Source organism: Mucilaginibacter sp. P2_A4, from assembly GCF_056405015.1.
Genome location: NZ_JBFUCX010000006.1, coordinates 42564 through 68170, shown reverse-complemented (window position 1 = coordinate 68170; position 25607 = coordinate 42564). Strand labels below are relative to the sequence as shown.

Here is a 25607-nt window from a genome sequence, read left to right as displayed (position 1 = left end):
TTATGGAGACTCAAAAGAGTATATGGTTTGTTACCTTGTTACTCGCAGCAGTGGCCGGTTATTGTGATACCGTTACATTTGTTGCAGCCGATTCCATATTCTCTGCCCACGTAACCGGAAACTTTATCGTTTTTGCCTACCAGATCATTAAAGGGTCAGATTCGCAGGTATGGATCAAGCTTTTAACATTCCCTGTATTTATCATAGCCGTCATAATAGGTGGCCAGATAGCATCCCGGGCATTAAACAGGCACAAGATCCTATTGCTGGAAGGGATAGTATTATTAATAAGTGGCGCGGCGGCAATTGCCTTCGTCCACGTTCCTAGACTGGATTGGGTGGGCTATTCGGTTGTAATGCTGGTTGTACTTGCAATGGGCCTGCAAAATGCATTTGGTAAACTATTTGCCAAAGAAACATACGGCCCTACCACCATGATGACGGGTAATGTAACCCAGGCATCACTTGATCTGGGCAGCATCATTACATCTGGGTTTAAAGATATTTTAACCTGGGAAAGTCTCAAAAAACAAAGCATCACTATCGGGGGCTTCCTGATTGGTTGTCTCCTTGGCGCATTGATGGCCAAAAACTTCGGTTTAGGAGTAATTATTTTACCCGGCATAGCTATGATCATTTGCTATTGGATCACCAATAAAACCGCCGCTGTGCAATCAGTATAATTTAAATTATACTGAAAAATAATATCATGAAGAAGGCCTGTTTAAATGCAGGCCTTCTTGCGTTATCGGGAATAATAGCCGTCACGATTCAATTACAAATCGACCAGAAAAAGTTCAGATTTTTCTTTTGCGTTAACTAACACTAACTCCTCCTTTTTTTCTTTTTTTCCGATATTCATCAACACTACCGCAAACAGGATAAGAATAACACCCACCCATTGTAGAAGGCTGACAGGTTCTTTTAACATTATGTTTGCCATTAATACAGATACCGGTATTTCTACAGTTGCAATAATGGCTCCCAGCCCCATGCCTGTTAGCGGCATTCCCCTGGTAAACAGCAAGGGCGGAAGGATTGTTCCAAACAATGAAAGCAGGACACCCCAGCGCAAAAAAATGGCATATGAAAACTGCTGATTCAAAGATGAATGAAAAATAAAAGCAATAATGATCAATCCGCCGAGGATCATGTAAAGGCTTCTTTTTAGCGGAGGAAAATGCAGTTCGATGTTGTTTGATGAGTACATAGTAGCTGTGTAGGAAAGGGCGGCCATTATTCCCCAGCCAAATCCAGCCCAGCTGATACTAACGGATTGTTTAAGCAAACTGGTGGCCAGTATTGTTCCGGCTATAATAATAAAAACTGACGCTATCTTACGTAATCCAGGTGCCTTTTTATGCAAAATCATCTCCAGGATAACGCCCATCCACACCGTTTGCATTAACAACACAATTGCAACACTTACCGGTACATACTGAACCGCCATATAGTAGAAAACGCTGGTTAACCCCATAGATGTTCCCGCAACTATTAACTTAAATATACTTTTAGTGCCTGATGCTTTTGCTTCTGGCACCGCCCCCCGTTTACGGAACAAGGTTAAAATAAAGAGCCCTGCAAATCCCAAACCGAACTGCGAAAGCGTTACTTCTGCTGTGCTGAATCCTTCATGATAAGCCATTTTTACAAAGGTTGCCAGCATTCCATAGCTCGACGCGCCCAGCGCAACCAAAATGCTTCCTTTAAGTGCATTGTTTTTCATAGATGTGTTTTTATGTCACCTAACATTACAGACTTAGTTTTCTGTTGCTAAAAGTTTCATTTGATACAGCCGGCCCCCAAAAACGACCGACGATTCAAAGGTATCTGTAGAAAACTCTTTATTTGTATTGAAAGCAGGAGTTAGCAAAAAAAGGGCTTTTCTGTGACGATGATAACTTTGTTCAATTTTTGAGCACGATGTGCGCCATAAAATAGATACACCGCCTTATACCAATTCCATCTCAATCAAATCTTTGATATTTTGGTGCGATGTATCTATCGACTTTTTAAAATCCTCCGGCGCAAATGATTCTCCGTTAATAGCGATCACATGAATATTGCTGATGCCTATAATATTAAATACTGTTTTTAAATAGGCGCTTTGGAAGTTCATATGCTCGTTATATTCTCCTTTTTCATATCCCTGGGCACCTCTTGAAAGTAAAAGAAATAATGTTTTATTTTCAAGCAGACCTATATACGGGTTCTGCATGTTGGCTGGGTTAAACTTCCAGGTTTCATTAACCCTCAGAACCTGATCAATATAGGCCTTAAGCGCACTGGGAATTGACCAGTTGTACATAGGAGAAGCAAGAACAATAACATCAGCTTCCCGGAGTTCGGAAATATAAGTATCGCTTGTTTTTAAAGCTTCTATTTCCTCTTCTGATCTTGCTGCGGCAGGTTTGAAAGCTGCGGCAATCCAATTTTCGTTAATGTGGGGCACATCGGTACTTCCCAATTCCCGAAAATTGATAATTGGATCGGTATGGATAGTTTTCCAGTGATCTATAAATACTTCGGTGAGTTTTCTGCTATGAGATCTAAGCGCTCTTGCGCTTGAATTAATGACCAATACTTTTTTCATTTCGATAATTTTATATACAAAAGTATAGCGATGCTGGATTATATTTGCATACCAGTTTCTATAAAAACCACAGCCCAGATGTTACCCTACAAATCATTAATCCAAGTTGATAGAAATGCAGCTGTATCACTATACATCCAGGTGTGCAATAGTTTTATATCATTAATCACCAGTGGTACGCTACAGCCATCTGATATATTGCCAAGCTCCCGTATACTGGCAGATTTGATTGGCATTAACAGAAACACCGTAAAACTGGCATATGAAGAATTGATTAGCCAGGGCTGGGCTGAATCTATTGAGCGCAAGGGCGTCTTTGTACTTTCCAGACTACCGGTACGTTCCAAACGGATACTACCTGAAGCTAACAAAAACGACAGTGCTCAAGAGGCTTTTATATGGACAAATAATTTTGCAAATGCCATACCCACCAAAAATTTACAGAAAACTACGCTCGCTATTGATGATGGCTTTCCCGATGTGCGCCTGGCGCCGGTAGATCTGCTCATGCGCGAATATCGAAGTCTTTCCAGAAGATTTCATGGGAAAAACATTTTGAAATATGGTAGTTCCAAAGGGTCAGAACATCTTCGCGTAGCTATTTGCAAGTATCTTTCCAATACCAGGGGCTTAATTGTTTCTTCTGAAAATATACTGATTACAAAAGGCAGCCAGATGGGAATCTATTTAGCGGCGCAACTGCTGCTCCAACCTTCAGATAATATAGCCGTTGGAATTTCAAACTATACTTCTGCAGATGATGTTTTCAAACATGCTGGTGCAAACCTTCTGCGGATTCCGATTGATCACAACGGAATGGATGTTGATTATCTTGAAGAGATTTTACAACATAAGAAAATAAAGGCTGTATATGTGATACCGCATCATCATTTTCCAACGGCGGTAACCATGAGTACCGAGCGGAGGTTAAAACTATTAAATCTTGCTAAAGAACACCGTTTTGCCATTATCGAAGACGATTATGATTTTGATTTTCATTATGATAACAAACCCTACCTGCCTTTGGCAAGTATCGATCATAATCAAAATGTAATTTATATTGGTTCGATTTCGAAAACTTTTGCCCCTGCCCTGCGCATTGGGTTTATGGCAGGACCATCAGCATTTATTGATGCCGCATCCTCATTAAGAGAGCTGATAGACCGACAGGGAGACACCCTTTTGGAAGAAGCATTTGCCGTGATGTTTGACGATGGTGAGATGGAAAGGCATTTTAGGAAGTCATTAAAAATTTACAAGCAGCGCAGGAACCTTTTTTGTGAGATCCTTAAGTCCGACTTTAAGGACGAGATAGAATTCAGAATTCCGGAGGGAGGACTTGCGGTGTGGTCTACTTTTGATAAAAAGATCGATCTGATCAAAATGTCTGAAGACGCATCAAAAAAAGGACTTTATATCGACAATGGGAATTTTTATAAGAACGAATCCTTTGTTACCAATGCGCTGAGGATGGGCTTTGCTTCACTTGAGGAAAATGAAATAGTGGAAGCACTCGGGATTCTGAAAAAGGTAGTGCATTAAGTTCGCTGGGCCATCCTTTATCTCATAATTGGCATATTTAACATCCCTGTTATTGCTCTAATTTTGTTTCAAACAAATAAATTTTTAAGCAATGAAAACACGAATTAACATTGAAAAAACTGAGCCGGCAGGATACAGAGCAATTCTTGGACTGGAAAAATTCATTGAAAGCACACCACTGACAAGAAAACATAAAGACCTGATTAAAATCAGATCTTCGCAAATAAACGGATGTGCTTTTTGTATTGATATGCACACTAAAGATGCCCGTAAAGCCGGCGAAACAGAACAACGCATTTATGCGCTCAACGCCTGGCGCGACACTCCGTTTTTTTCGGAAGAAGAACGTGCAATATTAGCCCTGACCGAGGAAGTTACTTTAATTAGCAATCATGTAAAAGATGAAACGTATGAGCAGGCAGCTAAAGTACTGGAGGCAACTTACCTGGCACAAGTAATATTAGCCATTATTACTATTAATGCATGGAACAGGATTGGCATCACAACCAACCTAATACCAGCATAACGTTGATGCTGGATATCGATAATGAAAGCCCTCTAACCGAGGGCTTTGCTTTTATATTTAAGTTCGCTGGGCCACCCTTTATTTTGTATTTGGCATATTTAGCATCCACGTTGGTGGCCTAATTTTGTGGCAAACAAACAATTATGGATAATACATATCAGGTTAAAATAATCAAGACCGATTTTGAAATTGAACAATGCTGGGAAGTCGCATTTTTGTTAAGGCCGCATCTGAATAAAAATAACTGGTCTTCCATTATTTCAGAGATGATGCAAAATGAAAAGTACAGCATCGCCGGGATTATGGATAATGACAAGGTTGTCGCATTTGCAGGATACCGCATCATGACTTCCCTGCACAGTGGTAATATAATTTATATTGATGATCTCTGCACTTTGGAATCTTACAGGGGAAAAGGCCTGGCCTCTCAACTATTAAAACACGTGAAAGCTATTGCCATATCAAATAATAAAGATGCCGTAGTGCTTGATACAAATTTCAATAATAATACAGCACAAAAGTTGTATCTGAACAATGGTTTCCAACTCACCGCGCTCCATCTCTCCTGTGATTTAAGAAAGTAGCACTAATATTGGGAATTTGAAGGGTTTGATTTTAAAAGAGGGGTGTTTGAAAGGTACCCTCTTTTGTCTTCCATGGATTATTGTTTTTTATATCCTGATAGCGATAAGATACGGAGTTTTATTTCTAATGAGATTTTTCGTCTTTGACGAATCATCTACCCATCCGCTTAAACAAAAATTCCGTATGCCGTTACCGGCATACGGATCAAATAAAGCTACAAAAATGTAAATTAAACTGCTGATGCTTTTTCAGCGGCTTCGATAATGACGCCTGCAACAATCTCAGGCTGCGACATGAAGATCACGTGACTGCCTTTAACTTCGGTTACCTGTGTATTCGACCTGCTGTACATATTTCTTTGTATCTCAGGGTTAATGCTTTTATCTTCGGTAGCAATCAGGCCATAAGTTGGCTTATGCCTCCAGGCTGCGTCAGTAATCGGGCTTACAAAGCCTTTGGCATAAAATGCTCCCTGTGAGGCATACATAAACGCCGCTTCATCCGCATCAATATCAGCACAAAAGCCTGCGTGGTATTTATCTTTGTCATAATAAACAATACCTTTTTCATCCGGAGGAAGTACGCCGTTCTCAGGTGCAGGTGGCGCTGTTTGTAGCCATTGCAGGGCAGATTCGCCGTTGTCTGGCTGGAATGCCGCGATATAAACCAGGGCAGCAACATTAGGGTGGTTGCCCGCTTCGGTGATCACGGCACCGCCCCACGAGTGACCGGCAAGAATTGCAGGGCCGCCAATCCTGTCTAAAGCAACATGCGTTGCCAAAACATCGTCTTCAAGTGAGGTTAAAGGATTTTGTACAACGGATACGTTATACCCTTTTTTAGTTAATTCGTTGTAAAGTGCTTTAAAGCCGGAACCGTCAGCGAATGCACCGTGAACAAGCACTACATTCTTTACATTTGAGTTTTTCATTGTTTTGTGAGTTATGATTGTTTGAATGATTTAACAATACAAAGATGCCGCTTAAGCCAATGATGGGGAATGCAAGAACTTCCCGAAGAATTGTAATTATTTCCCATGATGCTCTTTTTGCGGCCAATACTAAATAAGATGATAGCTATTCGCTTGCTTTAGTAAAAATTTTCATTTGATGGTTGTTTAATCTATTATTTATTGCCTCTGGCTAATGATCATTGCTTGGCAGTACAAAGCAACAAAGAGTACCGCGCCCAAACAATGCAGGAAAGAAAGAAACCTTTGGACAATTAGCGGTTTTTGTTCCTGAATACCTGGGGTGAGATTTTTTCGGCCTTGGTAAACATCCTGGTAAAATAAGCCTGATCACTGTAACCGAGTTCGTAAGCTATAATTTTTATAGTTTTATCAGTATAAAATAATAAACGCTTGGCCTCTATGATAATCATGTGTTGAATCCAATAGCTTACAGTCCGACCAGATGTTAATTTTATCGCTTCATTTAAATAAGGGGTGGAAACCTTCAATTCCTGTGCATATTCAGACGGACTTTTTAAGCGTTTATAGTTAAGAAACAACAAGCTTTTAAATTCATTGGTCAGGGCAACAGCTCTCGAGTCTTTTTTATCATTCTTCTGTAAAACTGCAAACTCTTCTGTAAACATACCTGCAACTGCATCAATGAAGCCGCGCTTGATATGTTGTTTAAATAAGTTATTACAGAAATCCTGTAAAATATCTGCAAACAAGGTAAGACAAGATCTCATTCGCTCTGCTTTAGTAATGCTTATAGATGCCGGAACCTGAGCAAAACAGCTTTCATTTAATACTGACTTAAACACATCGCTAATTAAAAAAGCATCAACCGCGATAAGCCATATGTCCCCTTCTGAATCCACGTGCTGATGAATCTGTCCGGGGAGGATAAAATAGATTGATTTTCTCGGAATGAAGATCTCCTGGAAGTCAACGATTAGTTTTAAGAATCCTTGGTATGCAAAAGTAAAAAGGTAGTCGGTATCTCTATGAGGCTCCCTGACAAAATGATCGGTGTCAATTTTGCTGTAATTTACTATTTGCACTCCATGGGCTTTTACCTCATCAAGGACGACCGTGGGAACATGCATTTTATCTCTATTCATCGCAACAATTTCGAATAAAGTTCAATTCAGGATCAGCGATGAGCCGTTGGCAGCTAACAATTTAGACCTGACGGGCCCACCTTTTGAAAACTCAGATCTAATTTACAATTTATCGGCATTATTGACTAACGAAGGTATTGCAGACTGTTATTTGCCATAACATAATAACCAGTCGCAGGGCCTTTCACTAATTTAGTACCGAAGAAACAGATAGCCATGCCCGGAGACGAAACGTATCCATCCGTCTCGCTAAGCGAATCCCATCATTAACTGACAATAGGCGTAAAGAAATGGTCGTCAGATAGTCTAGCCTTTTATAGCTAAATAGCCTATAGCCGACTTTTTAATTTTAGCGGGGTAGATATCTATTTTGCCAATTCCAATAAAACTTTTTCCCGCATTTTACTTAATGCGATATTCACACTTTCAATTGTAGCTTTGCATTGATTAGCTTCAACGAGCACTTTCTTTTTGTCGATAAGTTGTTTATTCAATTCATTATCAATGTTGCTAAGATCAACCATTGAATAGCCTACTAACTGGTTTCTTACTCCATTTACATTAAAATCAATACTGGTTTGATTTAGTATGGCGGCCAGGCTATTTAACTCAGTCGTCAGTTTCGAATTGTCTTTCGTGATCTGTGTCAGTTGAGATTTTAAGTCCTCTTGATCGATTTTGGCCTTATTTAGACTAATGGCGAATATATAATTCTCTCCCTGCAGATTATCAAGATCAAGATTGATGTACCCAACTAACCTATAAACTTTGCGTAATTTCTCCTTGTCGTTTATTGAATTAATTGCACTATCAAGATTTTTTATCCATGATAAGAAATTATTAATACTGCTCAAAAAGCTTGGTTGTTCTTTATCCTGAGCAAAAGATGGCATTACTATCGAAATACACAGAAGTGCGGCAAGAATTAGCTTTTTCATTTGAGTTTTGGTTTAGTTTTGTAGAATATTAAAAAAAGCCCAATAACAAATAAAAGTAAGGGAAGTATCAGCAATCCCAATTCGGCATATTTTACGCCCCTGCTAAAAATCGTAGTCACGACATCTTCCCTTGTATAAAAGAAATAAACCGACATTATTAAAGATATAATGCCAATTATTAGTTTCGTTTCTTTCATAAAAACGGATTGTTTTTTGGTTTTCAAGCATCAAAAAAACAGCTATCAGTAACAAAAATACACCAACGGAATTAATTTTCAATTGCTTGAAAATCTGTTATTTATAAATATAAAACAAGATTTTTATTCTTGCAAATAAATCATAAATATTAAAAAATCAATTAGTTATTCCGACTTTTTGCCGATACAGAAAATATCTGTACAATGATTATCGGTAAGTTATGAGTTTGATTATTTGAAAACACAAAACACACCGTAAAGAAGGTAAAATTCCTAACGCAGAATACTGGTATAGCAGCACGAAAAATCCGCCCCAACTTAATAATAAATCAGGCCCGCCCTTTATGCATCTTTTTTTACTATCAATTAAACATCTATAAAACAGTATTTTAACTAACTTTATCATAAAAATCTAAAACCCTTCTACAATCATACGAGGAGGATTTTGTCTTATAGAAGATCCAAAGCTGAATCATTGTAAACCCTGCAAAAACAATTCAAATGAAATTAAGATATACGTTCATAATAACCTTTGCATTAGTCGCAGTTTTTTTTGTTGCACAATCTTTTTATTACAATTATCTGAAGGAAGTTGCGCCATCAAAACAGTTTTCGTTTAAGGATTCCGGCAGGCGTGTTGCCGTATGTGGTTCAGCTTATAACGCTGCAGACACGGGTTCAGCTATTCCGGCATTAAAAGGCTGGGGTAACTATCAATGGAAAATTACAACAGCGTCTGACAGTGCTCAATTTTACTTCAACCAGGGAATAAGCATGTATTATGCTTTTCATTCGATAGAGGCAATCGCATCATTTACCAAAGCAATCCGTTTTGACCCAAAGTGTGCAATGGCCTGGTATGGCAAATCACTGGCTATGGGCCCCACTATTAATTATCCTAATGGCTATACTCCTCCCTCCGGTGCTTATGAAGCCTCTGTTCGGGCAAATACTTTCAGCCTTTCTTGTTCTCCACTGGAAAAAGAACTCATTAAAGCGATGCAGCAGCGTTACAGTATGGACAGTACCATCAGCGTAAAGAAGCTGAGAACCAGCTATGCTAAGGCTATGCAACTGGTTTATGCCAAATACCCCAAAAACGCCGATATAGTAACGCTTTATGCAGATGCTTTACTATTATTACACCCTTGGGATCTGTATGGAGCTAATTTTATACCCAGGCCATGGACACCGCGGATACGCATCCTGTTAGAAAAAGCACTCGCTATTAACCCAAAAAATCCCGGCGCAAATCATTACTATATCCATACCATGGAGGCATCCGCTACGCCGCAAATGGCTTTAAAAAGCGCCTATCTACTGGATACACTAATGCCACAGGTATCGCATATCACTCATATGCCCTCGCACATCTATATCCGCACGGGCGATTATCAGCGGGGAATAAAGGATAATGAGGCAGCAATCCGGGGATATGATCTTTATCTGAAACAATATGCCCCAGTGGTAAACGGGGCTGTATTATACCAGATCCACAACCTGCATTTAAAAATTAACTGCGCGCAAATGGGGGGTAATTATAAAACAGCTATTAATACTTCCGATTCCCTTAAAGCGATCATACCTTCCGCTTATTTATCTTTCCAAGGCGGGGACGGCAATTATTTTCAATACATTTATATGCAGCCCGCATTAACATTAGTTCGTTTTGGTAAATGGGATGATATCCTGAAAATCAAACCTATCGATACCGTTGCCTATGCCTCCATTCTATTACATTTTTCAAAAGGCTTAGCCTGGTGTGCCAAAAACAATTCGACCAGGGCCGAACAGGAATTGCAACTACTAAATGCTAACATGCACGACGCCTCCTTACAGATACCTATTGATAATTTCAGTTCTGCTTACCAAGCCGCAGGGGTAGCTAAGCTTATCCTGCAAGGTGTTATAGCAAAAACGCAAAAACGTTATGCTTCTGCTGCTGATATCTTAAAAAAGGCGGTAACTGCTGAAGATAAACTCATTTATAACGAGCCCCGTGACTGGCCTATACCTGCAAGGCAATATTTGGGAGACCTGTTATTACAAACCGGCAGGTATTGGGAGGCAATCTCCGTATTAAATAAAGATTTGGCTATTCACCCTAATAATGGTTGGGCATTGACCGGGCTTAAGCTGGCTTATCAGAACACAGGTGATGACTTCGCTTTGAACAAAGTAGAAAAGCAGTTAACAGCCGCCTGGAAAATAAAAGATGCGGCCATTGACAAACCTGTATTTTGATCAATTAACTAAGCTTTAAAAATCAAGACTGTATAACTATATAGCACACAGGTACATTTTTGCTGGAAACACCGGTGACTTATTTTTACCCAACAGTTATTCATCGTGGGAACCAAAAAAACAACGAAATTACTTTCAAATAGTAATATAAAGCATAAATATACCGAATGGTTTTATTTATAAAAGCCTGATATCATGATATTTATAAAATAAAACAGTGATTTTTATTTTCTGTTTTTAGCTTACAACTAATTGAAAATCAATAAGTTACTCCGACTATTTGCCGATACAAAACTTACTAAATATATTCTCCAGCAGATCATCGGTAGTTACCACACCAGTAATTTCGCCCAGGTAATGCAGGGCTTGCTTAATATCCATCGATAGGAAATCAGAAGTGATACTGCCATCTATGCCACCCAAAACTCTTACTAGTGCTTCTTCGGTTTTTTGAAGAGCCTCCAGGTGGCGAATATTGGTTACAAGGGTTTCGTCTCCGCTGAGCTGATCTTTGATAGCGGTGGTGTAGATCTTGTTCTTGAGGTCGTCTATATGCAGTTTTTCCTTGGCCGATATAAAAGTGGTTTGCATATCGGGCAATCCCGAGGTAGTGAAAAAAGCCTGGATGTTTTCCAACTTCAGTATATCCTCATCTAACAGGTCCATTTTATTGGCCACCATTAACATGCCCACGCCTGGTTTCTGCAGACTTTCCAAATCACTTTTAAGTTCGTCTAAGGTGATAAGTTCGGCATCAAACACATAGATCAATAATGCCGACTGGCTTATTTTTTCCATAGTGCGCTGTACTCCTATCTGCTCAATAGCATCTGTAGCTTCGCGGATACCGGCTGTATCTATCAACCTAAAATTGATGCCTTGTATATTTAAAACTTCCTCAATGGTATCGCGGGTGGTGCCCGGGATATGACTTACAATAGCTCGTTCCTCGTTTAGCAAGGCATTAAGCAAGGTTGATTTACCTGCATTTGGCCGGCCTGCAATAACCGTATTTACGCCATTTTTAATGGCGTTACCCAACTCAAACGATTGGATGAGCCGGCCTACTATTTTGGTGATTTCATGGATTAGGTGTTTCAGCTGGTCGCGGTTGGCAAATTCAACGTCCTCTTCGGCAAAGTCGAGTTCCAGTTCAATCAGCGAGGCAAAGTTTACCAGCTGTTCGCGCAGGGTTTGCAGCTGGGTGCTAAAGCCGCCCCTAAGCTGTTGTAGTGCCACCTGTTGCGATGCTTTGGAGTTGGAGGCTATCAAGTCTGCAACAGCTTCGGCTTGCGACAAATCAAGCTGACCGTTCAGGAACGCCCTTAGGGTAAATTCACCGGGCTTTGCAGAGCGTGCCCCTTTTTTGATAAACAACTTGATAATACTCTCGATAATGTAACCTGACGCATGGCAGGAAATTTCAACCACATTCTCGCGGGTGTATGATCGCGGCGCCACAAACAATGATGCCAGTACCTCATCCAATACCAGGTCGCCATCTACAATATGACCAAAATGAATGGTATGCGAAGCCTGCTTTGTTAAATCCTTACCCTTCCAAACGCTGTTGGCTATAGCAATGGCATCCAGCCCCGAAAGGCGGATCACCGCGATAGCGCCAATTCCGTTTGGCGTTGCAAGGGCAACTATTGTTTCCTGTTGTGGGTGGTGAGTGACTGCTGAGTTTTGATTATCCATAGCTAATTATCTGAACCTAAGTTTTCAGAATTATAGAATTTTCAGAATTTTAAATTTCTTATAATTCTATAATTCGATGAATTCCGGTTCAGAATGCAAAAGTAAAACAAATTACCATCAACTATGAACCATCCCAAATGAACTACTTTTCAATGACTTAATGACGCTTCAACAAATGACGAATGAACAGTAACCAATGGCTAAAAAGCTTTAGCTTTGCGCAAATTATGGTAACTTTTTTTGAAGCTTCGCTCGATACTATTTCGGTACATCATGTTGGCAACCCATTGCAGGATGAGATGTACTCTTTATCAGATAATCCGCTGGAATTGAAGGATGATATTATCCCCAACCTGCTGATGCAGTATTTTTTAAAACCGTTTGAAAAGGTTAACGAGGTTTATCACCTGATGCACAGCAGCGGCGATCTAGCCCTTAACGAGCTGCACCATTTTGCCACACAGGCATTTGATGATAAAGAGAAATTTCATGAGGCATCTGAAAAGATAGCCAAACACTTGTTTAAAGTAACCACCCACCCTAACATTAAAGGTGGCGAACTTTACGTGGTATACTTTAACAAGGTTCAAATTGAGGGCAACCCGCTGGATGCCATCGGCATATTTAAATCAGAAAATAAAGAAACTTACCTGAAAGTTTACCCGGATAAGGGTGGTTTCCAGGTTGATTATGAACAGGATGCCATCAATATCAACAAACTGGATAAGGGCGTTTTGATCTTTAATATCGAAAAAGAAAACGGTTATAAAGTAGTAGTGGTTGATAAAACCAATGGTGGCCAGGATGCCGCCGTATACTGGAAAGATGAGTTTCTACAGCTCAAGATCCGGAACGATAGCTATAATCAAACCAGTAATACACTGGGCATCTACAAAAACTTTGTTACCCAAAAACTCGACGACCAGTTTGAAATGAGCAAGGCCGATAAAATCGACCTACTTAACCGCTCCATGAAATATTTCAAAGAAAAAGAAACCTTTGATATGGATGAATTTGGCAACGAGGTAATTGGCAACCCGGAAGCCATAGAATCATTCAAAAACTTCAAAAATCAGTATGAGCAGGATTTTGACAGCCCAATCGCCAACACCTTCGAAATATCAGGCAACGCCGTAAAGAAACAAGCCCGCGATTATAAAAGCGTATTAAAGCTTGATAAAAACTTCCACATCTATATCCATGGAGATAAAGAACTCATTGAAAAGGGCTTTGATGATGGCAAGAATATGAACTTTTATAAGGTATTTTTTAAAGAGGAAGCGTAGGAATACGCTTATCAAATAAACTAAACTAAAACCACAAAGGTTTATCAGAAAAATATCTAATCTGATAAACCTTTTTTGTTGTTCCAAGTCCTACCCATAATACCGAAACAATTTTTAGTTAACCAAATCACAACATCTCAATGAAAAAATCACTTTTTATTTTATCACTGCTATTTATTATTGCAAGCTGCAAAGTCCCCAATTACGCTATAGGAATGAGTGAAAATGAATTTACCGCTTCTCAAAAATACAATTTAGCCTTAGTTGAGGCATCCCGGGGAAGATCCATTTATAAAAGGGCTGTTGAAAGTGACGGTAAAACAGTAACAGCAAACATGTACTACTATTTTGTAGATGGTAAATTAGTACGTATGGAACGGGTTGAAAACAACCCGGATATTATTATTGAACAAAGAAAAAGCTAAACATTTGTATAGCCTTAATGAACCAGGCTTACAGAATATCATATCCTGTAAGCCTGATTTATGTAAAGGTCTATTCTACCTCAACCAAACTACTTGCTCCGTAAGTAACGGGCTCCACCCTTTTCAAGTGTAAATTACTCACCGGCTTCACCACCAACGGTATTTTCTCAATCCGGGTTTCGCTGGTATCAAGACCAAATGCTTTAGCTTCTGACTGGGCCAGCTTTTTGATGGCGAAGTAGCTGTTCAAAATAAAGCCTTCGCTCACGCTGAACAGGTTGTTATAGCTCAGGAATTTTTCCATGATCACAAATCTGAAATCGGCCGCTATTTTATATCTATTAAGCGACGCATACTGACTGGTAATATCTATCTCCTGACGCTTCACCATATCCTCCACTACATTACGGAACAGCACGTTCACCCTGGGTTGTATCCTGAAACCTAAGCGGTACTCAATGCGGATCACCTTGCCGGGCTCTATCTGGTCTACGCTATACTCCATGGTGTACGGCTCGTCGGTACGTTCAATGTGCACAAACCAGTAGGTATCAGCACGTTTAGGGCGACGGCTCATTATAGAGTAAATGATCTTTTCTTCAATCTGTTTGCCGTTGTTGGCTTTAGTAAGGTAAATAAGATGGGTAGCGTATTTATTAACGGTAGTATCGGCGCTAAGCGCGTTTAACAGGGGTAATTGCTCTTTGATATCAATAAAATTCAGGAAACGGTTATTGATCTTACGGGCTCTAAACCAGATGTACATCGTAAATATCAATCCTACCTCAAACCCAACAAAGAATAAACGTTTTAATATTTTAACCGCGTTGGCTACAAAAAACGAGAATTCGACCGTTAAAAACACACACAATATAATAGTTACCAGCCATACAGGCCAGTGCTTTACATAGCGCATAAAATAGTACATTAAAATAGTGGTGCTCAGCATGGCTATAGTGATACTAAACCCGTAAGCAGCTGTCATGGCGCTGGAGGTACGAAAGTACAGCGAAACTAAAATACAGCCAACACACAAAATCCAGTTAATGCTGGGGATATAGATCTGCCCGCGAATGTTTGATGGGTACTTAATGGTTATCCGCGGCCAAAAGTTCATGCTCACAGCCTCGCTGATCAGGGTAAACGATCCGCTGATTAAAGCCTGGCTGGCAATGATAGTAGCCATAGTAGCCAGCGCAATGCTCGGTATCAAAAACTGGTGAGGCACAATCTCGAAGAAAGGATTCACCCCGGTAAAGTTTTTGCTTGGTGCCTGCGACAACACCCATGCACCCTGCCCAAGGTAATTGAGGATAAGGGTAGTTTTAACAAATATCCAGCTTACCTGGATGTTCTTCCGGCCGCAATGGCCAAGGTCGGAGTATAAAGCTTCGGCACCTGTGGTACATAAAAATACCGCGCCCAGCAACCAGAAACCTTTAGGGTGATCCATAAGCAAATGCGCCCCGTAATAAGGATTTAATGCTTTAAATATACTTGGGTAATGCATTACCTGGATGGTACCTAAAACTCCCAGCATTAAAAACCACATCAGCATCACCGGCCCAAAAGCCGCACCCACCACCTTGGTGCCAAACTGCTGAAAAAAGAACAGCAATATGATGATAACGATAACTATTAATAAAATAAGGTTATTACCCGGCACAATAACACTTGAAAAATACGGAACCAGGTTTAACCCCTCAATAGCGGACGTTACTGATATAGGCGGGGTAATAATACCATCGGCCAGTAAGGTGCCTGCTCCAATAATAGCCGGGATAGCCAGCCACTTACCATATCGCCTTACCAGGGCATACAGGGAAAAAATACCGCCCTCGCCTTTATTATCGGCTTGCAGGGTTATCACAATGTATTTAAAGGTGGTTTGTAGCGTAAGTGTCCAGAAGATGCAGGAGATAGAGCCTAAAACCAGATCCTGGTTAACCTTACCACCCTCAACCAGCAGGGTTTGAAAAACATAAAGGGGGGATGTACCGATATCGCCAAAAATGATACCGAGGGTAACTATCATACCCGCAAAAGTGAGGTGCTTAACGTGCGAATTCATTTAATAAGATAAAAAATAGGGGATTGGGAACGTGGCGATCCCGCTGCGTATTGAGCAATTGCCAGCCTTTCTGGTTTTTTTGCAGCAGCAACAGGAAATATTATCACCATAAACTAATTTTATTGATGAAATCGCTTAGCCAAAACACATGCCTGCCGCGGTTTTATTTTTGTAAACATCTATATTACAAATACTTGCACATTTAAAAGCAATTATAACTGAAATGATAAAACCTATCATTTTGATAGGTTTTATCATTTTGATACGAAAGTTTTGATTGAGAAATTAATTAAAAAACCCGTCATTTAACGTATGTACATTCTAAAAAAGGCTTGTCACCCTGAGCCTGTCGAAGGGTTGCGCGCAGAGGCCTTTGCCCGCATGCTTCGACAGGCTCAGCAAGACAGCCTTTTTAGAACATCATTTCTCCTTCGGAGTTTCGCGAAATTTCATCACTCGCAACGACGCATGGAGAGAAAGAGATGAAAACTGCTCCTAAAACTGCACTCCCCACCGCTCTTCAATACCTAATCCAAATAAAGCGAAATCATACTTCACCGGGTCGAGCGGATCAAACTGTTTTAGCCTTTGGGTTAGTTCAATGGTGGTTTGCCAGTCGGTTTGTTTGCGGGTGATAAGGAGGAGTTTGCGGGATACACGGTCGACGTGCAAATCAAGCGGGCAGATGAGATCGGCCGGATTAATGTGATTCCAGATACCGAAGTCTACACCGTTATCATCCTTGCGTACCATCCAGCGTAAAAACATGTTAAGCCTTTTACAGGTAGATTTTTGCGAGGGCGATGATACGTGCTTTTGGGTACGATGAGGGTAATCTGGCAGAGAGAAGAAATATTTCCTGAAATGGTTGAGATAATCTTCGACCCCCAACCCTCCCGAAGGGGGAGTTTCTTGATTTACCAGGAGTTTCGCTTGCTCCCCCTTCAGGGGGCTGGGGGGCTGCGGTAAAAAAGCATCCTCCAAAGATTCAAACTTTTCATAATGGTACCTGAAAAACGCTATAAAATACAGCGTATCGATATCATTAAACGTGCGGTGCTTAAAGTGCAGCAGCTTTTTAAGGTCAGTTTCTTCGTGGTTGATGATGAAATCATGTGGTGCACCATCCATCAATGTAATCAATTCCTTACATTTTTTTATGATGGTAACCCGCTGGCCCCAGGCCAGGGTAGCCGCCCAAAAACCCATGATCTCGATATCCTGCTTTTTGCTGAACAGGTGAGGGATCACGATAGGGTCGTTCTCAATAAACTCCGGGCGATTATATTGGGCAACTTTGGCGTCGAGAAAGGACTTAATGTTTTCTATCATAGTTACAAAGAATCAGGAGTCAAGAATCAAGAGGTAAGATTTTTCCCTTCTTGATTCTTGACTCTTGTCTCTTGATTCTAACTCAACGCTTGTTTCAAATCTTCTAATAAATCCTCAATGTCCTCTACCCCTACGCTGAGGCGTAAAAGATTATCTACCACACCAGCCTTTTCACGTTCCGACTTGGGGATAGATCCGTGCGTCATGCTTACGGGGTGATTGATTAAAGACTCCACACCACCTAAAGATTCTGCCAGTGAGAACACTTTGAAAGATGACGCTATGCGGAAGGTTTCCTGCAGATCGGCTCCTTTTAGCACGATGCTGATCATGCCGCCAAAATCAAGCATTTGTTTTTTGGCAACTTCATGATTTGGATGATCGGTAAAGCCAGGCCAGTAGATCTTTTCTACTTTTGGATGCGTTTTTAAAAATGCTGCTATCTGGCGGCCATTTTCGCAATGGGCTTTCATACGCAAATGCAATGTTTTTATGCCTCTAAGCACTAAAAAGCTGTCCATAGGACCTGGTGTAGCACCGCAGGCATTATAAATAAACCATAGCTTTTTGTACAACTCTTCATCGTTCAGCATCAGGGCGCCCATGACCACATCACTGTGGCCGCCAATGTATTTGGTTACCGAATGCATTACTACATCGGCACCAAGATCTATAGGGTTTTGCAGGTATGGCGAAGCAAAGGTATTATCAACTACAAAAAGCAGGTTTTTCTCTTTGGTTATTTCGCCGATAGCCGCTATATCCACAATTTGCATGGTGGGATTGGTAGGCGTTTCTATCCAAACCAGCTTAGTTTTATCGTTGGTGTACTGGCGGACGATCTCGGGATCAGAAAGATCAAGGAAATGAAATTTGATGCCGTAGTTGGCGTATATCTTGGTAAAAATACGGTATGAACCACCATAAAGGTCGTTCCCGGTTATCACCTCATCGCCCGGTGCCAGTAATTTCATTACCGCATCGGTAGCACCCATTCCACTTGAAAAGGCCAGGCCAAACTTTGCATTCTCCAATGCTGCCAAACAATCCTCAAGCGCCTTGCGGGTTGGGTTGGTACCACGTGAGTACTCATAACCCTTATTATCGCCCGGCGATTTTTGCCAGTAGGTAGATGTCTGGTATATCGGCGTCATGATAGCGCCTGTAGTTGGATCGGGCTCCTGCCCTGCGTGTATAGCTTTAGTTGCGAATTTCATGTTTGGTGAGTGGTTGATTGGGTTGATTAGGTGAGTAGTTGGTGAATGGTTGATTAAGTGAGTGGTTGGTTTGGTAAGCCACGTCATAAACCATCCACTACCCTTCTAATTTCTTACTTTTTAAATATTGAATATAACCGCTTATCAATCTCAAACAGCTTTCATATTCTGCTTGAAATGATTGCATTATCTCGTTTGTTATTATTTTTTCATCAAGTGCTATAATCAAATGATCAAGTGTTTCGGTTAACGAGCCTCTTGCCATTATACAAAAGCGAATATTATCCTGGTAATGAAACCGACCGTGTCCTTCGGCCAGATTATTACCATTAGAACGTGAAGACCTTATGATCTGGTCTGTTAATCTATACTTTTCTTCAACAGGGAACTTCTTTGCAAGATCAGCAACTGATACTCTGATTTTTCTTGATTGCTTCCAAACTTCAAGATCTGTAAATGAAGCCATGTTTTAAGTTAGTTGGTAAATAGTTGATTAGGTTAAGTAGTTGATAAAGTTATAAGAAATTTAATTCATAGGGATAAATAGCTCAAAAGCAACTTTCTCCAAAAAACCACTCACCTAATCAACCCAATCAACCACTCACCAGCCTTAATATGCCCGCGCAAACAGAACCCTCTGCGTCGATGGTTTACCGGTCAAAATGCATTTACCTTCTTCCAGTTTGTTATCCAAAGGTATGCAACGGATTGTCGCTTTAGTTTCCTCTTTTATCCTTTGCTCCGTTTCAGGCGTACCATCCCAATGGGCGCTCAGGAAACCAGGCTGCTCATCAAGCATGCGTTTAAACTCCTCGTAGGTGTCAACCTCGGTGGTATTCTCCGCTCTGAAATTGAATGCCTTTTTGTAAATATTATTCTGAATCTCTTCTAACAGGGCTTCAATATGCAGCGCCAAACCATCCTGGTTTACAGTTTCTTTGGTTTTGGTATCGCGGCGTGCAAGCTCAACGGTGCCATTCTGCATATCACGGCTGCCAATGGCAACGCGCAACGGAACGCCTTTTAATTCATATTCTGCAAATTTAGCTCCGGGGCGGTGGGTATCGCGTTTATCAAATTTAACCGATACTCCTTTGGTTTTTAATTCCTTAGTTAAGCCGGCAACAAATGTTGCAATGTTATCCAGCTCTTCCTGATGTTTATATATCGGCACAACAACTACCTGAATAGGAGCTAACTTTGGAGGCAATACCAGGCCGGCGTCATCGCTATGGGCCATAATAAGCGCACCAATTAAACGTGTTGATACCCCCCATGAGGTTGCCCAAACAAAATCTTGTTTATTATCGCGGGTTGTAAACTTTACGTCAAAAGCCTTAGCAAAATTTTGCCCCAAAAAGTGCGATGTACCTGCTTGCAGGGCTTTACCATCCTGCATCAATGCCTCTATGCAATAGGTATCCAAAGCACCTGCGAAACGCTCATTAGGCGTTTTGCGACCCTTTACTACAGGCAAAGCCATCCAGTTCTCGGCAAAATCCGAATAAATCTCCAGCATTTGCTCCGTTTCGGCTATAGCTTCATCTGCGGTAGCGTGAGCGGTATGGCCTTCCTGCCATAAAAATTCACTCGTACGCAAAAACAAACGGGTACGCATTTCCCAGCGCATTACGTTGGCCCACTGGTTAACCAGGATGGGCAAATCGCGGTATGATTGGATCCAGCCCTTGTAGGTGTTCCAGATAATGGTTTCTGATGTTGGGCGAATGATCAGCTCTTCTTCCAGTTTAGCATCTTCATCAACTATAATATTTCCGTCGCCATCGTTTTTTAGGCGATAGTGTGTAACAACAGCACATTCTTTAGCAAAACCCTCAACATGGCTGGCCTCTTTACTAAAGAAGGATTTGGGTATCAACAACGGGAAATAAGCATTGCTATGCCCTGTGTCTTTAAACATCTGATCAAGCACGGCCTGTATCTTTTCCCATATAGAATACCCATATGGTTTAATGATCATACAGCCCCTAACCGGCGAATATTCGGCCATGTCAGATTTAATTACTAAGTCGTTAAACCATTGCGAATAATCTTCGTCTTTACTAATAACACCTTTGCTCATATTGATTGGATAGAATTTGACTTTGCAATTATTGTATATTGCGCTCAAATTTATAAATTTAAAACTTATTCGAACCCGAACTTTTACAACCTGTATATGAAACGGAACATTGCAATAGGAATTTTTCTCATCAGTGCCCTTGCACTGAGTTCCTGCTCTACTCAAAAACTGGCTACTACCGCCAATAATGATGACGTTTATTTTTCAAATGCCAAGGCGGGCGATGAGCCTATCTACGCTGTACAGCCTGTTTACAATCAAAATGGGGATGAATATCAGCAAGATCAGCAGGATGATGATGATTACTTTTACTATGATGATTATGCATCGCGCATAAACCGTTTCAGTTACTACTCTCCGTTTAGTTATTATGATAATTTATATTACGGTTACAGTAATCCATATTTCAATAACGGCTTTAGCTTAGGTTTTAATTACGGCCCTTATGGCTATGGCTACTCTCCTTATGCTTACGGCGGCGGCTATGGTGGCTGGGGCTTAGGATATGGTTATGGTGGCTGGGGCTTAGGTTTTGGCTCTGGATACGGCGGATACGGTTATGGAGGCTACGGTGGTTTATACGGCGGCGGCTTTTATGGTGGCGGCGGTTACGGCGGCGGTGGTTATGTATCATCGGGTACGCCACGCCCGGTTCGTGGCACAGGCAGCCCTTTAAGTGGCCGTGGTACACCGGCAAATAGTGCTTATGGTCGTGGCACCCGTGTTGGCGGCCCGGCGCAAAGCTCAAGAACAGGTATAGGCTATATACCAGGTGGCCGAGCAAACCGGACTACTGACGGCCTCACCCGCGGCAATTCAAATAACAGCAATAGCAGTTACTCACGCGATTCGCGCCCGGTAAGGCAACAAGATACCAGGCCGGCAACACAAAGTGTTGAACGTTCACAACCTGCACAATCACCTTCGCCAAGTTCAAGCGGTGGCTCAAGCAGCGGTGGTGGCTCAAGCAGTGGCGGCGGTGGCGGCAGACCAGTTAGACCATAATTTTATCAGCTTATATCTATGAAGATTAAATATTTACTCAGTGTAATTGCTATAGTAGCATTTACAAAAGATAGTTTTGCGCAATATTCGCAGGATGCCATCCGCTTCAGCACCTTTCAAACGGGGTCAACTTCGCGCATCAAAGCAATAGGCAATGCAGGGACAGCTGTTGGTGGCGACCTAAGCTCGATAAGTGGAAACCCTGCAGGCCTTGGTTTTTTCACCCACTCGGAAATAAGCATAACGCCCGAGTTTAATGGCTCAAAGGTAAACTCAACTTACCTTGGCCAGTTTGGCACCGACAGCAAAAGCAACCTTAATTTCAATAACGCTTCGGTAGTAATTTACCAGCGATTGAATACACCAAAGGGCCGCGACAAAACAAAAGGATGGTTAAGCTTTAATTATGGAGCTGCCTACAGCCGCACCAATAACTTTTACGAAAACATAACCTATGGCGGTAAAAACGCATCAAACTCTATTGGTGATTACTATGCCAGCCTTGCCAATGCAAATGGCCAGGTAAACCAGGGCGGACTTGACGATTGGGCTTACCAGCAAAACCTGATAGATAGCTATAGTACTACCGGAGGCGGATCTGAATACCGCAGGAATGCATTTGGCACGGTTGACCAGTTAAGCAATACCATACGTTCTGGAGGCCAGTCAGAAGTAAACCTTGCATTTGGAGCCAATTACAGCAACAAGCTGTATTTAGGTTTAGGTTTGTCGTTATCAGATATCAGGTACAACTCATACAGCGTATTTAACGAAACCGGTAACGCAAACATACTGGTGAATAATATCGGCACAAATGTTGGCTTTAATTCGGGCTTTGTTCAGGACCAGATCACCAAGGGTTCTGGCGGTAATGTTAAGCTGGGTTTAATTTATAAACCGGTTAATACCCTCCGTTTAGGCTTTACAGTTACTTCGCCAACGTTTTATAGTATCGATGACTCTTACGATGAAAGCCTTGCAACCAAATTTAATAATGGCAGCGCTTTTGCAAACGGTCCGCAGGATTATTCTTTATCCTACAATATGCGTACACCCTTTAAATTTACCGGTGGTGCCGCTATCTTTATTGGCAAATACGGCTTCATATCCGGCGACGTAGATTATATTGACTATAAAACCACCCACATCAGCAGTAATGATAGTTATACTGCCGATTTTGACAATGGCAATATTAAAGCGCTTTACCGCTCAACCATTAACGCGCATGTTGGCGCCGAAGCCCGTTTAAACAGCATGCTTTACCTGCGTGGTGGTTACAGTATACAGGGAAGCCCGCTTAAACAAAATGGTAGCGATATTAAAACAGTAACCGGTGGTATTGGTGTAAGGTTTGGTAATTATTATGTAGATGCAACCTATGCACATTTAAGTGGTTCGCAAACTGTTTACCCATATGAGATAGCCGCTGCAAGCCCATCTGCATATTTAAAAAAGACAAATAACAATGCCTTCCTTACTTTAGGATATAGCTTTTAATTATCCAAAAATATTTTTTTTTAAAAAGCCTTCCGGTAATCCTGGAAGGCTTTTTATATTTAAAACTGGATAGCCGACCGGCGTTTTGATGGATAAAATACTTTAAAAAAGACAATTAATATCCCCCAATAATAGTTTTTTCATTTTGTAAAAGGATAGTATTAAATTGCTCTTACCAATTATTCAATTCCATTATGAAAAACCTGCATGTTACCTTAATCATTGTTTTTATGCTGATGGGAGCTGTATCCAACGCGCAACAGCAACCCTTAACGGCCAAAGCCGCACATCAATGGGTTAAAAGTGGCATATGGAAAAATGGGCTAAAGATTTCACTGCATTCAACGGCCAACGAACTTGAATTTGCCAAACAATATAAAGCCAATAAAGCTGCCTGGGATAAGGCGATTGATTTTCTACGCGATCGTAACCTCGATCTCATAGCTCCAGGCAAATACTCCATTGATGGCGAAAATGTGTACGCATCAGTAACCGAAGCACCTTCAAAAACATTTGAGCAATCGGCATGGGAATCCCACAAGAACTATATTGACCTTCAATATGTGATCAGGGGTAAAGAAAAAGTAGGAATAGCGCCTGTTGATAGCGCCGCAGTAACCGAGCCTTACGATGCTGCTAAAGATATAATTCATTACAACTTTGAAGGCAAATTTTATACTGCCGCGCCAAATGCGTTTTTCCTGTTTTTTCCGGGTGATGCACACCGCCCCAACGTCAAAGTTAATGGTTATGATACCGTTAAAAAGCTGGTTATCAAGATCAGGGTAGTAAATTTACCAGATTAAAAGCCCGATAGATCACCTATCTGCTCTGTCTTTTCCAGGTGCCTTACATCAAACCCTTTGTTGGCTGCGCGTACCACCAGTTGGTTATAAGTTTGATCATCCAGTGTTGGGCGGCGGCTCAAAATCCAAAGAAATCTGCGGTTTGGATGCCCGACTACAGCATAGCTGTAATCTTTTGCCAAATCAATTATCCAGTATTTGCTTTTACAAGGCCAGGAAAACTGAACGGCCAGCTTGGAGTTAGTGCCCTTATCAGTAACAAAAGCTTTTCCTTCAGTTACTTTAAGGCTATTATTTTTTATGCAGCGATTTTTTACAATGATGCTGCCATCTTTATTTAATCCGTAAGTTGCCGAGGTACATGAGCACCCCTTCTCAAAAGGTTGAGGGAAAGCGGCTATTTCGAACCAGGTACCCAGGTACTTTTTAAGGTCGACATAGTTAACAGTTTCCAATGGTTTTTCCCGGGCTTGCAGTGCCAATGCAGCCAAACCCAGTACAACAGAAGTTGCCAAAATCTCTTTCTTCATACAACCATAACGCCCGGTACACCCAAAAAGTTTAAACAATAAGCACATATTTACCCCTCGCACCTCCCTGAAATATTTAATTACCTTTGCCACAAAACATTAAAATTGGGTACAACAGCCACATTTCAGGATAAAAAAGTCATCAGCATATTAGGCTGCGGCTGGTACGGGCAGGCATTAGCCAAAACATTGATCAATGATGGTATACAGGTAAAAGGATCAACCACATCCCCTCAAAAAATGGAGCTACTTTTGGCTGATGGCATTGAACCGTATTTGATCGATTTGTCTGTTGATGATAAACCTTACGATGCCGAATTTTTCAATTGCGATGTACTTTTAATTGCTATTCCGCCAAAAGCGCGGTCGGGCCAGGGAGCAAATTTTATTGATAAGATCAAGGCCATCATCAACGCTATAAACCAACATGACGTTAAAAAAATAGTGTTCATCAGCTCTACCGGTGTTTATGCCGATTTGAATATGGAGGTTGACGAAAACACACCACCGCAACCCAATACCGAAGCCGGTAAAATATTATTTGCTGCCGAAAACCTTTTCAGGGAAGAGGAAACGTTTAAAACTACCATTATCCGCTTTGCAGGATTGATAGGACCAGGACGCGATCCGGGCCGATTTTTTGCGGGTAAAAAAGATATCCCCAACGGAGAGGCACCAGTAAACCTGATACATTTGAATGATTGCATCGGATTAACCAGGGCCATTATCGATAAAAATGCTTTTGCGTATTTGTTCAATGGCTGCTCGCCGAATCATCCTGCAAAATCTATTTTTTACACCAGCGCCGCCTTAAATTCAGGATTTGAAAAACCGGAGTTTATTCATGAATTAAAGGAATGGAAGATTGTTAAAAGTGTACATGTGGAGCCGATATTGAATTATCAATTTAATACCGGTATTCAATAGTAAATACCAATTTAGGGTACAAAAAT

At 41.1% G+C, this 25607-nt stretch carries 23 protein-coding genes; 11 read left to right on the top strand and 12 right to left on the bottom strand.

Annotation, left to right across the window (positions count from 1 at the left end; all coding sequences use genetic code 11):
• Window positions 1–2 precede the first annotated feature (2 nt).
• Window positions 3–683 carry a YoaK family protein gene (locus tag AC1DYB_RS12950; protein ID WP_477435442.1) on the top strand — a complete coding sequence of 227 codons (681 nt, stop codon included), beginning with the start codon at window positions 3–5 and terminating at the stop codon, window positions 681–683.
• A 92-nt stretch (window positions 684–775) separates the two neighbouring features.
• Here the strand turns inward: AC1DYB_RS12950 and AC1DYB_RS12945 are convergent, their stop codons facing one another.
• Both AC1DYB_RS12945 and AC1DYB_RS12940 read right to left on the bottom strand, forming a co-directional pair.
• Window positions 776–1726, bottom strand: a complete 951-nt coding sequence (locus AC1DYB_RS12945) for a DMT family transporter (protein ID WP_477435440.1) — start codon at window positions 1724–1726, stop codon at window positions 776–778.
• A gap of 225 nt (window positions 1727–1951) precedes the next feature.
• On the bottom strand, window positions 1952–2593 hold the full coding sequence (locus AC1DYB_RS12940; RefSeq protein ID WP_477435438.1) for an FMN-dependent NADH-azoreductase: 642 nt from the start codon (window positions 2591–2593) through the stop codon (window positions 1952–1954).
• A 78-nt stretch (window positions 2594–2671) separates the two neighbouring features.
• On the opposite strand from AC1DYB_RS12940, the gene pdxR reads away from it, so the two are divergent.
• The 3 genes from pdxR (at window position 2672) to AC1DYB_RS12925 (ending at window position 5245) form a co-directional block, all read left to right on the top strand.
• Window positions 2672–4135 carry a MocR-like pyridoxine biosynthesis transcription factor PdxR gene (gene pdxR, locus AC1DYB_RS12935; protein WP_477435436.1) on the top strand — a complete coding sequence of 488 codons (1464 nt, stop codon included), beginning with the start codon at window positions 2672–2674 and terminating at the stop codon, window positions 4133–4135.
• Between the two features lie 91 nt (window positions 4136–4226).
• Window positions 4227–4661, top strand: coding sequence for a carboxymuconolactone decarboxylase family protein (locus tag AC1DYB_RS12930; RefSeq protein WP_295721549.1), 435 nt, complete (start codon window positions 4227–4229; stop codon window positions 4659–4661).
• A 143-nt stretch (window positions 4662–4804) separates the two neighbouring features.
• Window positions 4805–5245 (top strand): GNAT family N-acetyltransferase, encoded by a 441-nt coding sequence (locus AC1DYB_RS12925; protein WP_477435434.1) that lies wholly within the window; start codon window positions 4805–4807, stop codon window positions 5243–5245.
• A 230-nt stretch (window positions 5246–5475) separates the two neighbouring features.
• Here AC1DYB_RS12925 and AC1DYB_RS12920 read toward each other — a convergent pair whose 3' ends face one another.
• From AC1DYB_RS12920 to AC1DYB_RS12910, 3 genes are all read right to left on the bottom strand, one after another.
• Window positions 5476–6177 (bottom strand): alpha/beta hydrolase, encoded by a 702-nt coding sequence (locus AC1DYB_RS12920; protein WP_477435432.1) that lies wholly within the window; start codon window positions 6175–6177, stop codon window positions 5476–5478.
• 293 nt (window positions 6178–6470) lie between these two features.
• Entirely contained in the window at window positions 6471–7322 is an 852-nt protein-coding gene (locus AC1DYB_RS12915) for a helix-turn-helix domain-containing protein (RefSeq protein WP_477435430.1), read from the bottom strand.
• 365 nt (window positions 7323–7687) lie between these two features.
• Window positions 7688–8260, bottom strand: coding sequence for a hypothetical protein (locus tag AC1DYB_RS12910; RefSeq protein ID WP_477435428.1), 573 nt, complete (start codon window positions 8258–8260; stop codon window positions 7688–7690).
• A gap of 698 nt (window positions 8261–8958) precedes the next feature.
• On the opposite strand from AC1DYB_RS12910, the gene AC1DYB_RS12905 reads away from it, so the two are divergent.
• Complete coding sequence (locus AC1DYB_RS12905; protein WP_477435426.1) at window positions 8959–10701, top strand: tetratricopeptide repeat protein; 1743 nt, start codon at window positions 8959–8961, stop codon at window positions 10699–10701.
• A gap of 276 nt (window positions 10702–10977) precedes the next feature.
• Here AC1DYB_RS12905 and mnmE read toward each other — a convergent pair whose 3' ends face one another.
• Entirely contained in the window at window positions 10978–12402 is a 1425-nt protein-coding gene (mnmE, locus tag AC1DYB_RS12900; protein WP_477435424.1) for a tRNA uridine-5-carboxymethylaminomethyl(34) synthesis GTPase MnmE, read from the bottom strand.
• Window positions 12403–12629: 227 nt separating this feature from the next.
• On the opposite strand from mnmE, the gene AC1DYB_RS12895 reads away from it, so the two are divergent.
• The gene (locus tag AC1DYB_RS12895; RefSeq protein WP_295713456.1) at window positions 12630–13688 is read left to right on the top strand and encodes a nucleoid-associated protein; all 1059 of its coding nucleotides are present in this window, start codon (window positions 12630–12632) and stop codon (window positions 13686–13688) included.
• Window positions 13689–13828: 140 nt separating this feature from the next.
• A complete protein-coding gene (locus AC1DYB_RS12890; protein WP_477435422.1) occupies window positions 13829–14113 on the top strand; it encodes a hypothetical protein in 285 nt (94 codons plus the stop codon).
• A 70-nt stretch (window positions 14114–14183) separates the two neighbouring features.
• On the opposite strand, the gene AC1DYB_RS12885 is transcribed toward AC1DYB_RS12890, so the two are convergent.
• The 5 genes from AC1DYB_RS12885 to proS form a co-directional block, all read right to left on the bottom strand.
• Window positions 14184–16184: a KUP/HAK/KT family potassium transporter gene (locus AC1DYB_RS12885; RefSeq protein ID WP_477435420.1), complete on the bottom strand. Its 2001-nt coding sequence runs from the start codon at window positions 16182–16184 to the stop codon at window positions 14184–14186.
• Window positions 16185–16679: 495 nt separating this feature from the next.
• The gene (locus AC1DYB_RS12880) at window positions 16680–17516 is read right to left on the bottom strand and encodes a TIGR02757 family protein (RefSeq protein WP_477435418.1); all 837 of its coding nucleotides are present in this window, start codon (window positions 17514–17516) and stop codon (window positions 16680–16682) included.
• Between the two features lie 77 nt (window positions 17517–17593).
• Window positions 17594–18733 carry a cystathionine gamma-synthase gene (locus AC1DYB_RS12875; RefSeq protein ID WP_477435416.1) on the bottom strand — a complete coding sequence of 380 codons (1140 nt, stop codon included), beginning with the start codon at window positions 18731–18733 and terminating at the stop codon, window positions 17594–17596.
• A gap of 97 nt (window positions 18734–18830) precedes the next feature.
• Window positions 18831–19199, bottom strand: coding sequence for a four helix bundle protein (locus tag AC1DYB_RS12870; RefSeq protein WP_477435414.1), 369 nt, complete (start codon window positions 19197–19199; stop codon window positions 18831–18833).
• Window positions 19200–19343: 144 nt separating this feature from the next.
• The gene (proS, locus tag AC1DYB_RS12865) at window positions 19344–20816 is read right to left on the bottom strand and encodes a proline--tRNA ligase (RefSeq protein ID WP_295713436.1); all 1473 of its coding nucleotides are present in this window, start codon (window positions 20814–20816) and stop codon (window positions 19344–19346) included.
• Between the two features lie 96 nt (window positions 20817–20912).
• On the opposite strand from proS, the gene AC1DYB_RS12860 reads away from it, so the two are divergent.
• The 3 genes from AC1DYB_RS12860 to AC1DYB_RS12850 all read left to right on the top strand — a co-directional run bounded on the left by AC1DYB_RS12860 (window position 20913) and on the right by AC1DYB_RS12850 (window position 24124).
• Window positions 20913–21821, top strand: a complete 909-nt coding sequence (locus tag AC1DYB_RS12860) for a hypothetical protein (RefSeq protein WP_477435411.1) — start codon at window positions 20913–20915, stop codon at window positions 21819–21821.
• Between the two features lie 18 nt (window positions 21822–21839).
• Window positions 21840–23318 carry an OmpP1/FadL family transporter gene (locus AC1DYB_RS12855; protein ID WP_295713430.1) on the top strand — a complete coding sequence of 493 codons (1479 nt, stop codon included), beginning with the start codon at window positions 21840–21842 and terminating at the stop codon, window positions 23316–23318.
• Between the two features lie 194 nt (window positions 23319–23512).
• Window positions 23513–24124, top strand: a complete 612-nt coding sequence (locus tag AC1DYB_RS12850; RefSeq protein WP_477435409.1) for a NanQ anomerase/TabA/YiaL family protein — start codon at window positions 23513–23515, stop codon at window positions 24122–24124.
• On the opposite strand, the gene AC1DYB_RS12845 is transcribed toward AC1DYB_RS12850, so the two are convergent.
• The gene (locus AC1DYB_RS12845) at window positions 24121–24654 is read right to left on the bottom strand and encodes a lipocalin family protein (RefSeq protein WP_295713424.1); all 534 of its coding nucleotides are present in this window, start codon (window positions 24652–24654) and stop codon (window positions 24121–24123) included. The two genes, AC1DYB_RS12850 and AC1DYB_RS12845, sit on opposite strands and share 4 nt — an antisense overlap.
• A 105-nt stretch (window positions 24655–24759) precedes the next feature.
• Here AC1DYB_RS12845 and AC1DYB_RS12840 point away from each other — a divergent pair, with 105 nt between their 5' ends.
• Window positions 24760–25581, top strand: a complete 822-nt coding sequence (locus AC1DYB_RS12840) for an SDR family oxidoreductase (RefSeq protein ID WP_477435407.1) — start codon at window positions 24760–24762, stop codon at window positions 25579–25581.
• Window positions 25582–25607 lie beyond the last annotated feature (26 nt).

What these genes read in the sequence shown, in the direction of transcription:
- AC1DYB_RS12950 (WP_477435442.1), top strand. Translation starts at nt 3, where the DNA reads ATGGAGACTCAAAAGAGTATATGGTTTGTTACCTTGTTACTCGCAGCA.
- AC1DYB_RS12945 (WP_477435440.1), bottom strand. Translation starts at nt 1,726, where the DNA reads ATGAAAAACAATGCACTTAAAGGAAGCATTTTGGTTGCGCTGGGCGCG.
- AC1DYB_RS12940 (WP_477435438.1), bottom strand. Translation starts at nt 2,593, where the DNA reads ATGAAAAAAGTATTGGTCATTAATTCAAGCGCAAGAGCGCTTAGATCT.
- pdxR (WP_477435436.1), top strand. Translation starts at nt 2,672, where the DNA reads ATGTTACCCTACAAATCATTAATCCAAGTTGATAGAAATGCAGCTGTA.
- AC1DYB_RS12930 (WP_295721549.1), top strand. Translation starts at nt 4,227, where the DNA reads ATGAAAACACGAATTAACATTGAAAAAACTGAGCCGGCAGGATACAGA.
- AC1DYB_RS12925 (WP_477435434.1), top strand. Translation starts at nt 4,805, where the DNA reads ATGGATAATACATATCAGGTTAAAATAATCAAGACCGATTTTGAAATT.
- AC1DYB_RS12920 (WP_477435432.1), bottom strand. Translation starts at nt 6,177, where the DNA reads ATGAAAAACTCAAATGTAAAGAATGTAGTGCTTGTTCACGGTGCATTC.
- AC1DYB_RS12915 (WP_477435430.1), bottom strand. Translation starts at nt 7,322, where the DNA reads ATGAATAGAGATAAAATGCATGTTCCCACGGTCGTCCTTGATGAGGTA.
- AC1DYB_RS12910 (WP_477435428.1), bottom strand. Translation starts at nt 8,260, where the DNA reads ATGAAAAAGCTAATTCTTGCCGCACTTCTGTGTATTTCGATAGTAATG.
- AC1DYB_RS12905 (WP_477435426.1), top strand. Translation starts at nt 8,959, where the DNA reads ATGAAATTAAGATATACGTTCATAATAACCTTTGCATTAGTCGCAGTT.
- mnmE (WP_477435424.1), bottom strand. Translation starts at nt 12,402, where the DNA reads ATGGATAATCAAAACTCAGCAGTCACTCACCACCCACAACAGGAAACA.
- AC1DYB_RS12895 (WP_295713456.1), top strand. Translation starts at nt 12,630, where the DNA reads ATGGTAACTTTTTTTGAAGCTTCGCTCGATACTATTTCGGTACATCAT.
- AC1DYB_RS12890 (WP_477435422.1), top strand. Translation starts at nt 13,829, where the DNA reads ATGAAAAAATCACTTTTTATTTTATCACTGCTATTTATTATTGCAAGC.
- AC1DYB_RS12885 (WP_477435420.1), bottom strand. Translation starts at nt 16,184, where the DNA reads ATGAATTCGCACGTTAAGCACCTCACTTTTGCGGGTATGATAGTTACC.
- AC1DYB_RS12880 (WP_477435418.1), bottom strand. Translation starts at nt 17,516, where the DNA reads ATGATAGAAAACATTAAGTCCTTTCTCGACGCCAAAGTTGCCCAATAT.
- AC1DYB_RS12875 (WP_477435416.1), bottom strand. Translation starts at nt 18,733, where the DNA reads ATGAAATTCGCAACTAAAGCTATACACGCAGGGCAGGAGCCCGATCCA.
- AC1DYB_RS12870 (WP_477435414.1), bottom strand. Translation starts at nt 19,199, where the DNA reads ATGGCTTCATTTACAGATCTTGAAGTTTGGAAGCAATCAAGAAAAATC.
- proS (WP_295713436.1), bottom strand. Translation starts at nt 20,816, where the DNA reads ATGAGCAAAGGTGTTATTAGTAAAGACGAAGATTATTCGCAATGGTTT.
- AC1DYB_RS12860 (WP_477435411.1), top strand. Translation starts at nt 20,913, where the DNA reads ATGAAACGGAACATTGCAATAGGAATTTTTCTCATCAGTGCCCTTGCA.
- AC1DYB_RS12855 (WP_295713430.1), top strand. Translation starts at nt 21,840, where the DNA reads ATGAAGATTAAATATTTACTCAGTGTAATTGCTATAGTAGCATTTACA.
- AC1DYB_RS12850 (WP_477435409.1), top strand. Translation starts at nt 23,513, where the DNA reads ATGAAAAACCTGCATGTTACCTTAATCATTGTTTTTATGCTGATGGGA.
- AC1DYB_RS12845 (WP_295713424.1), bottom strand. Translation starts at nt 24,654, where the DNA reads ATGAAGAAAGAGATTTTGGCAACTTCTGTTGTACTGGGTTTGGCTGCA.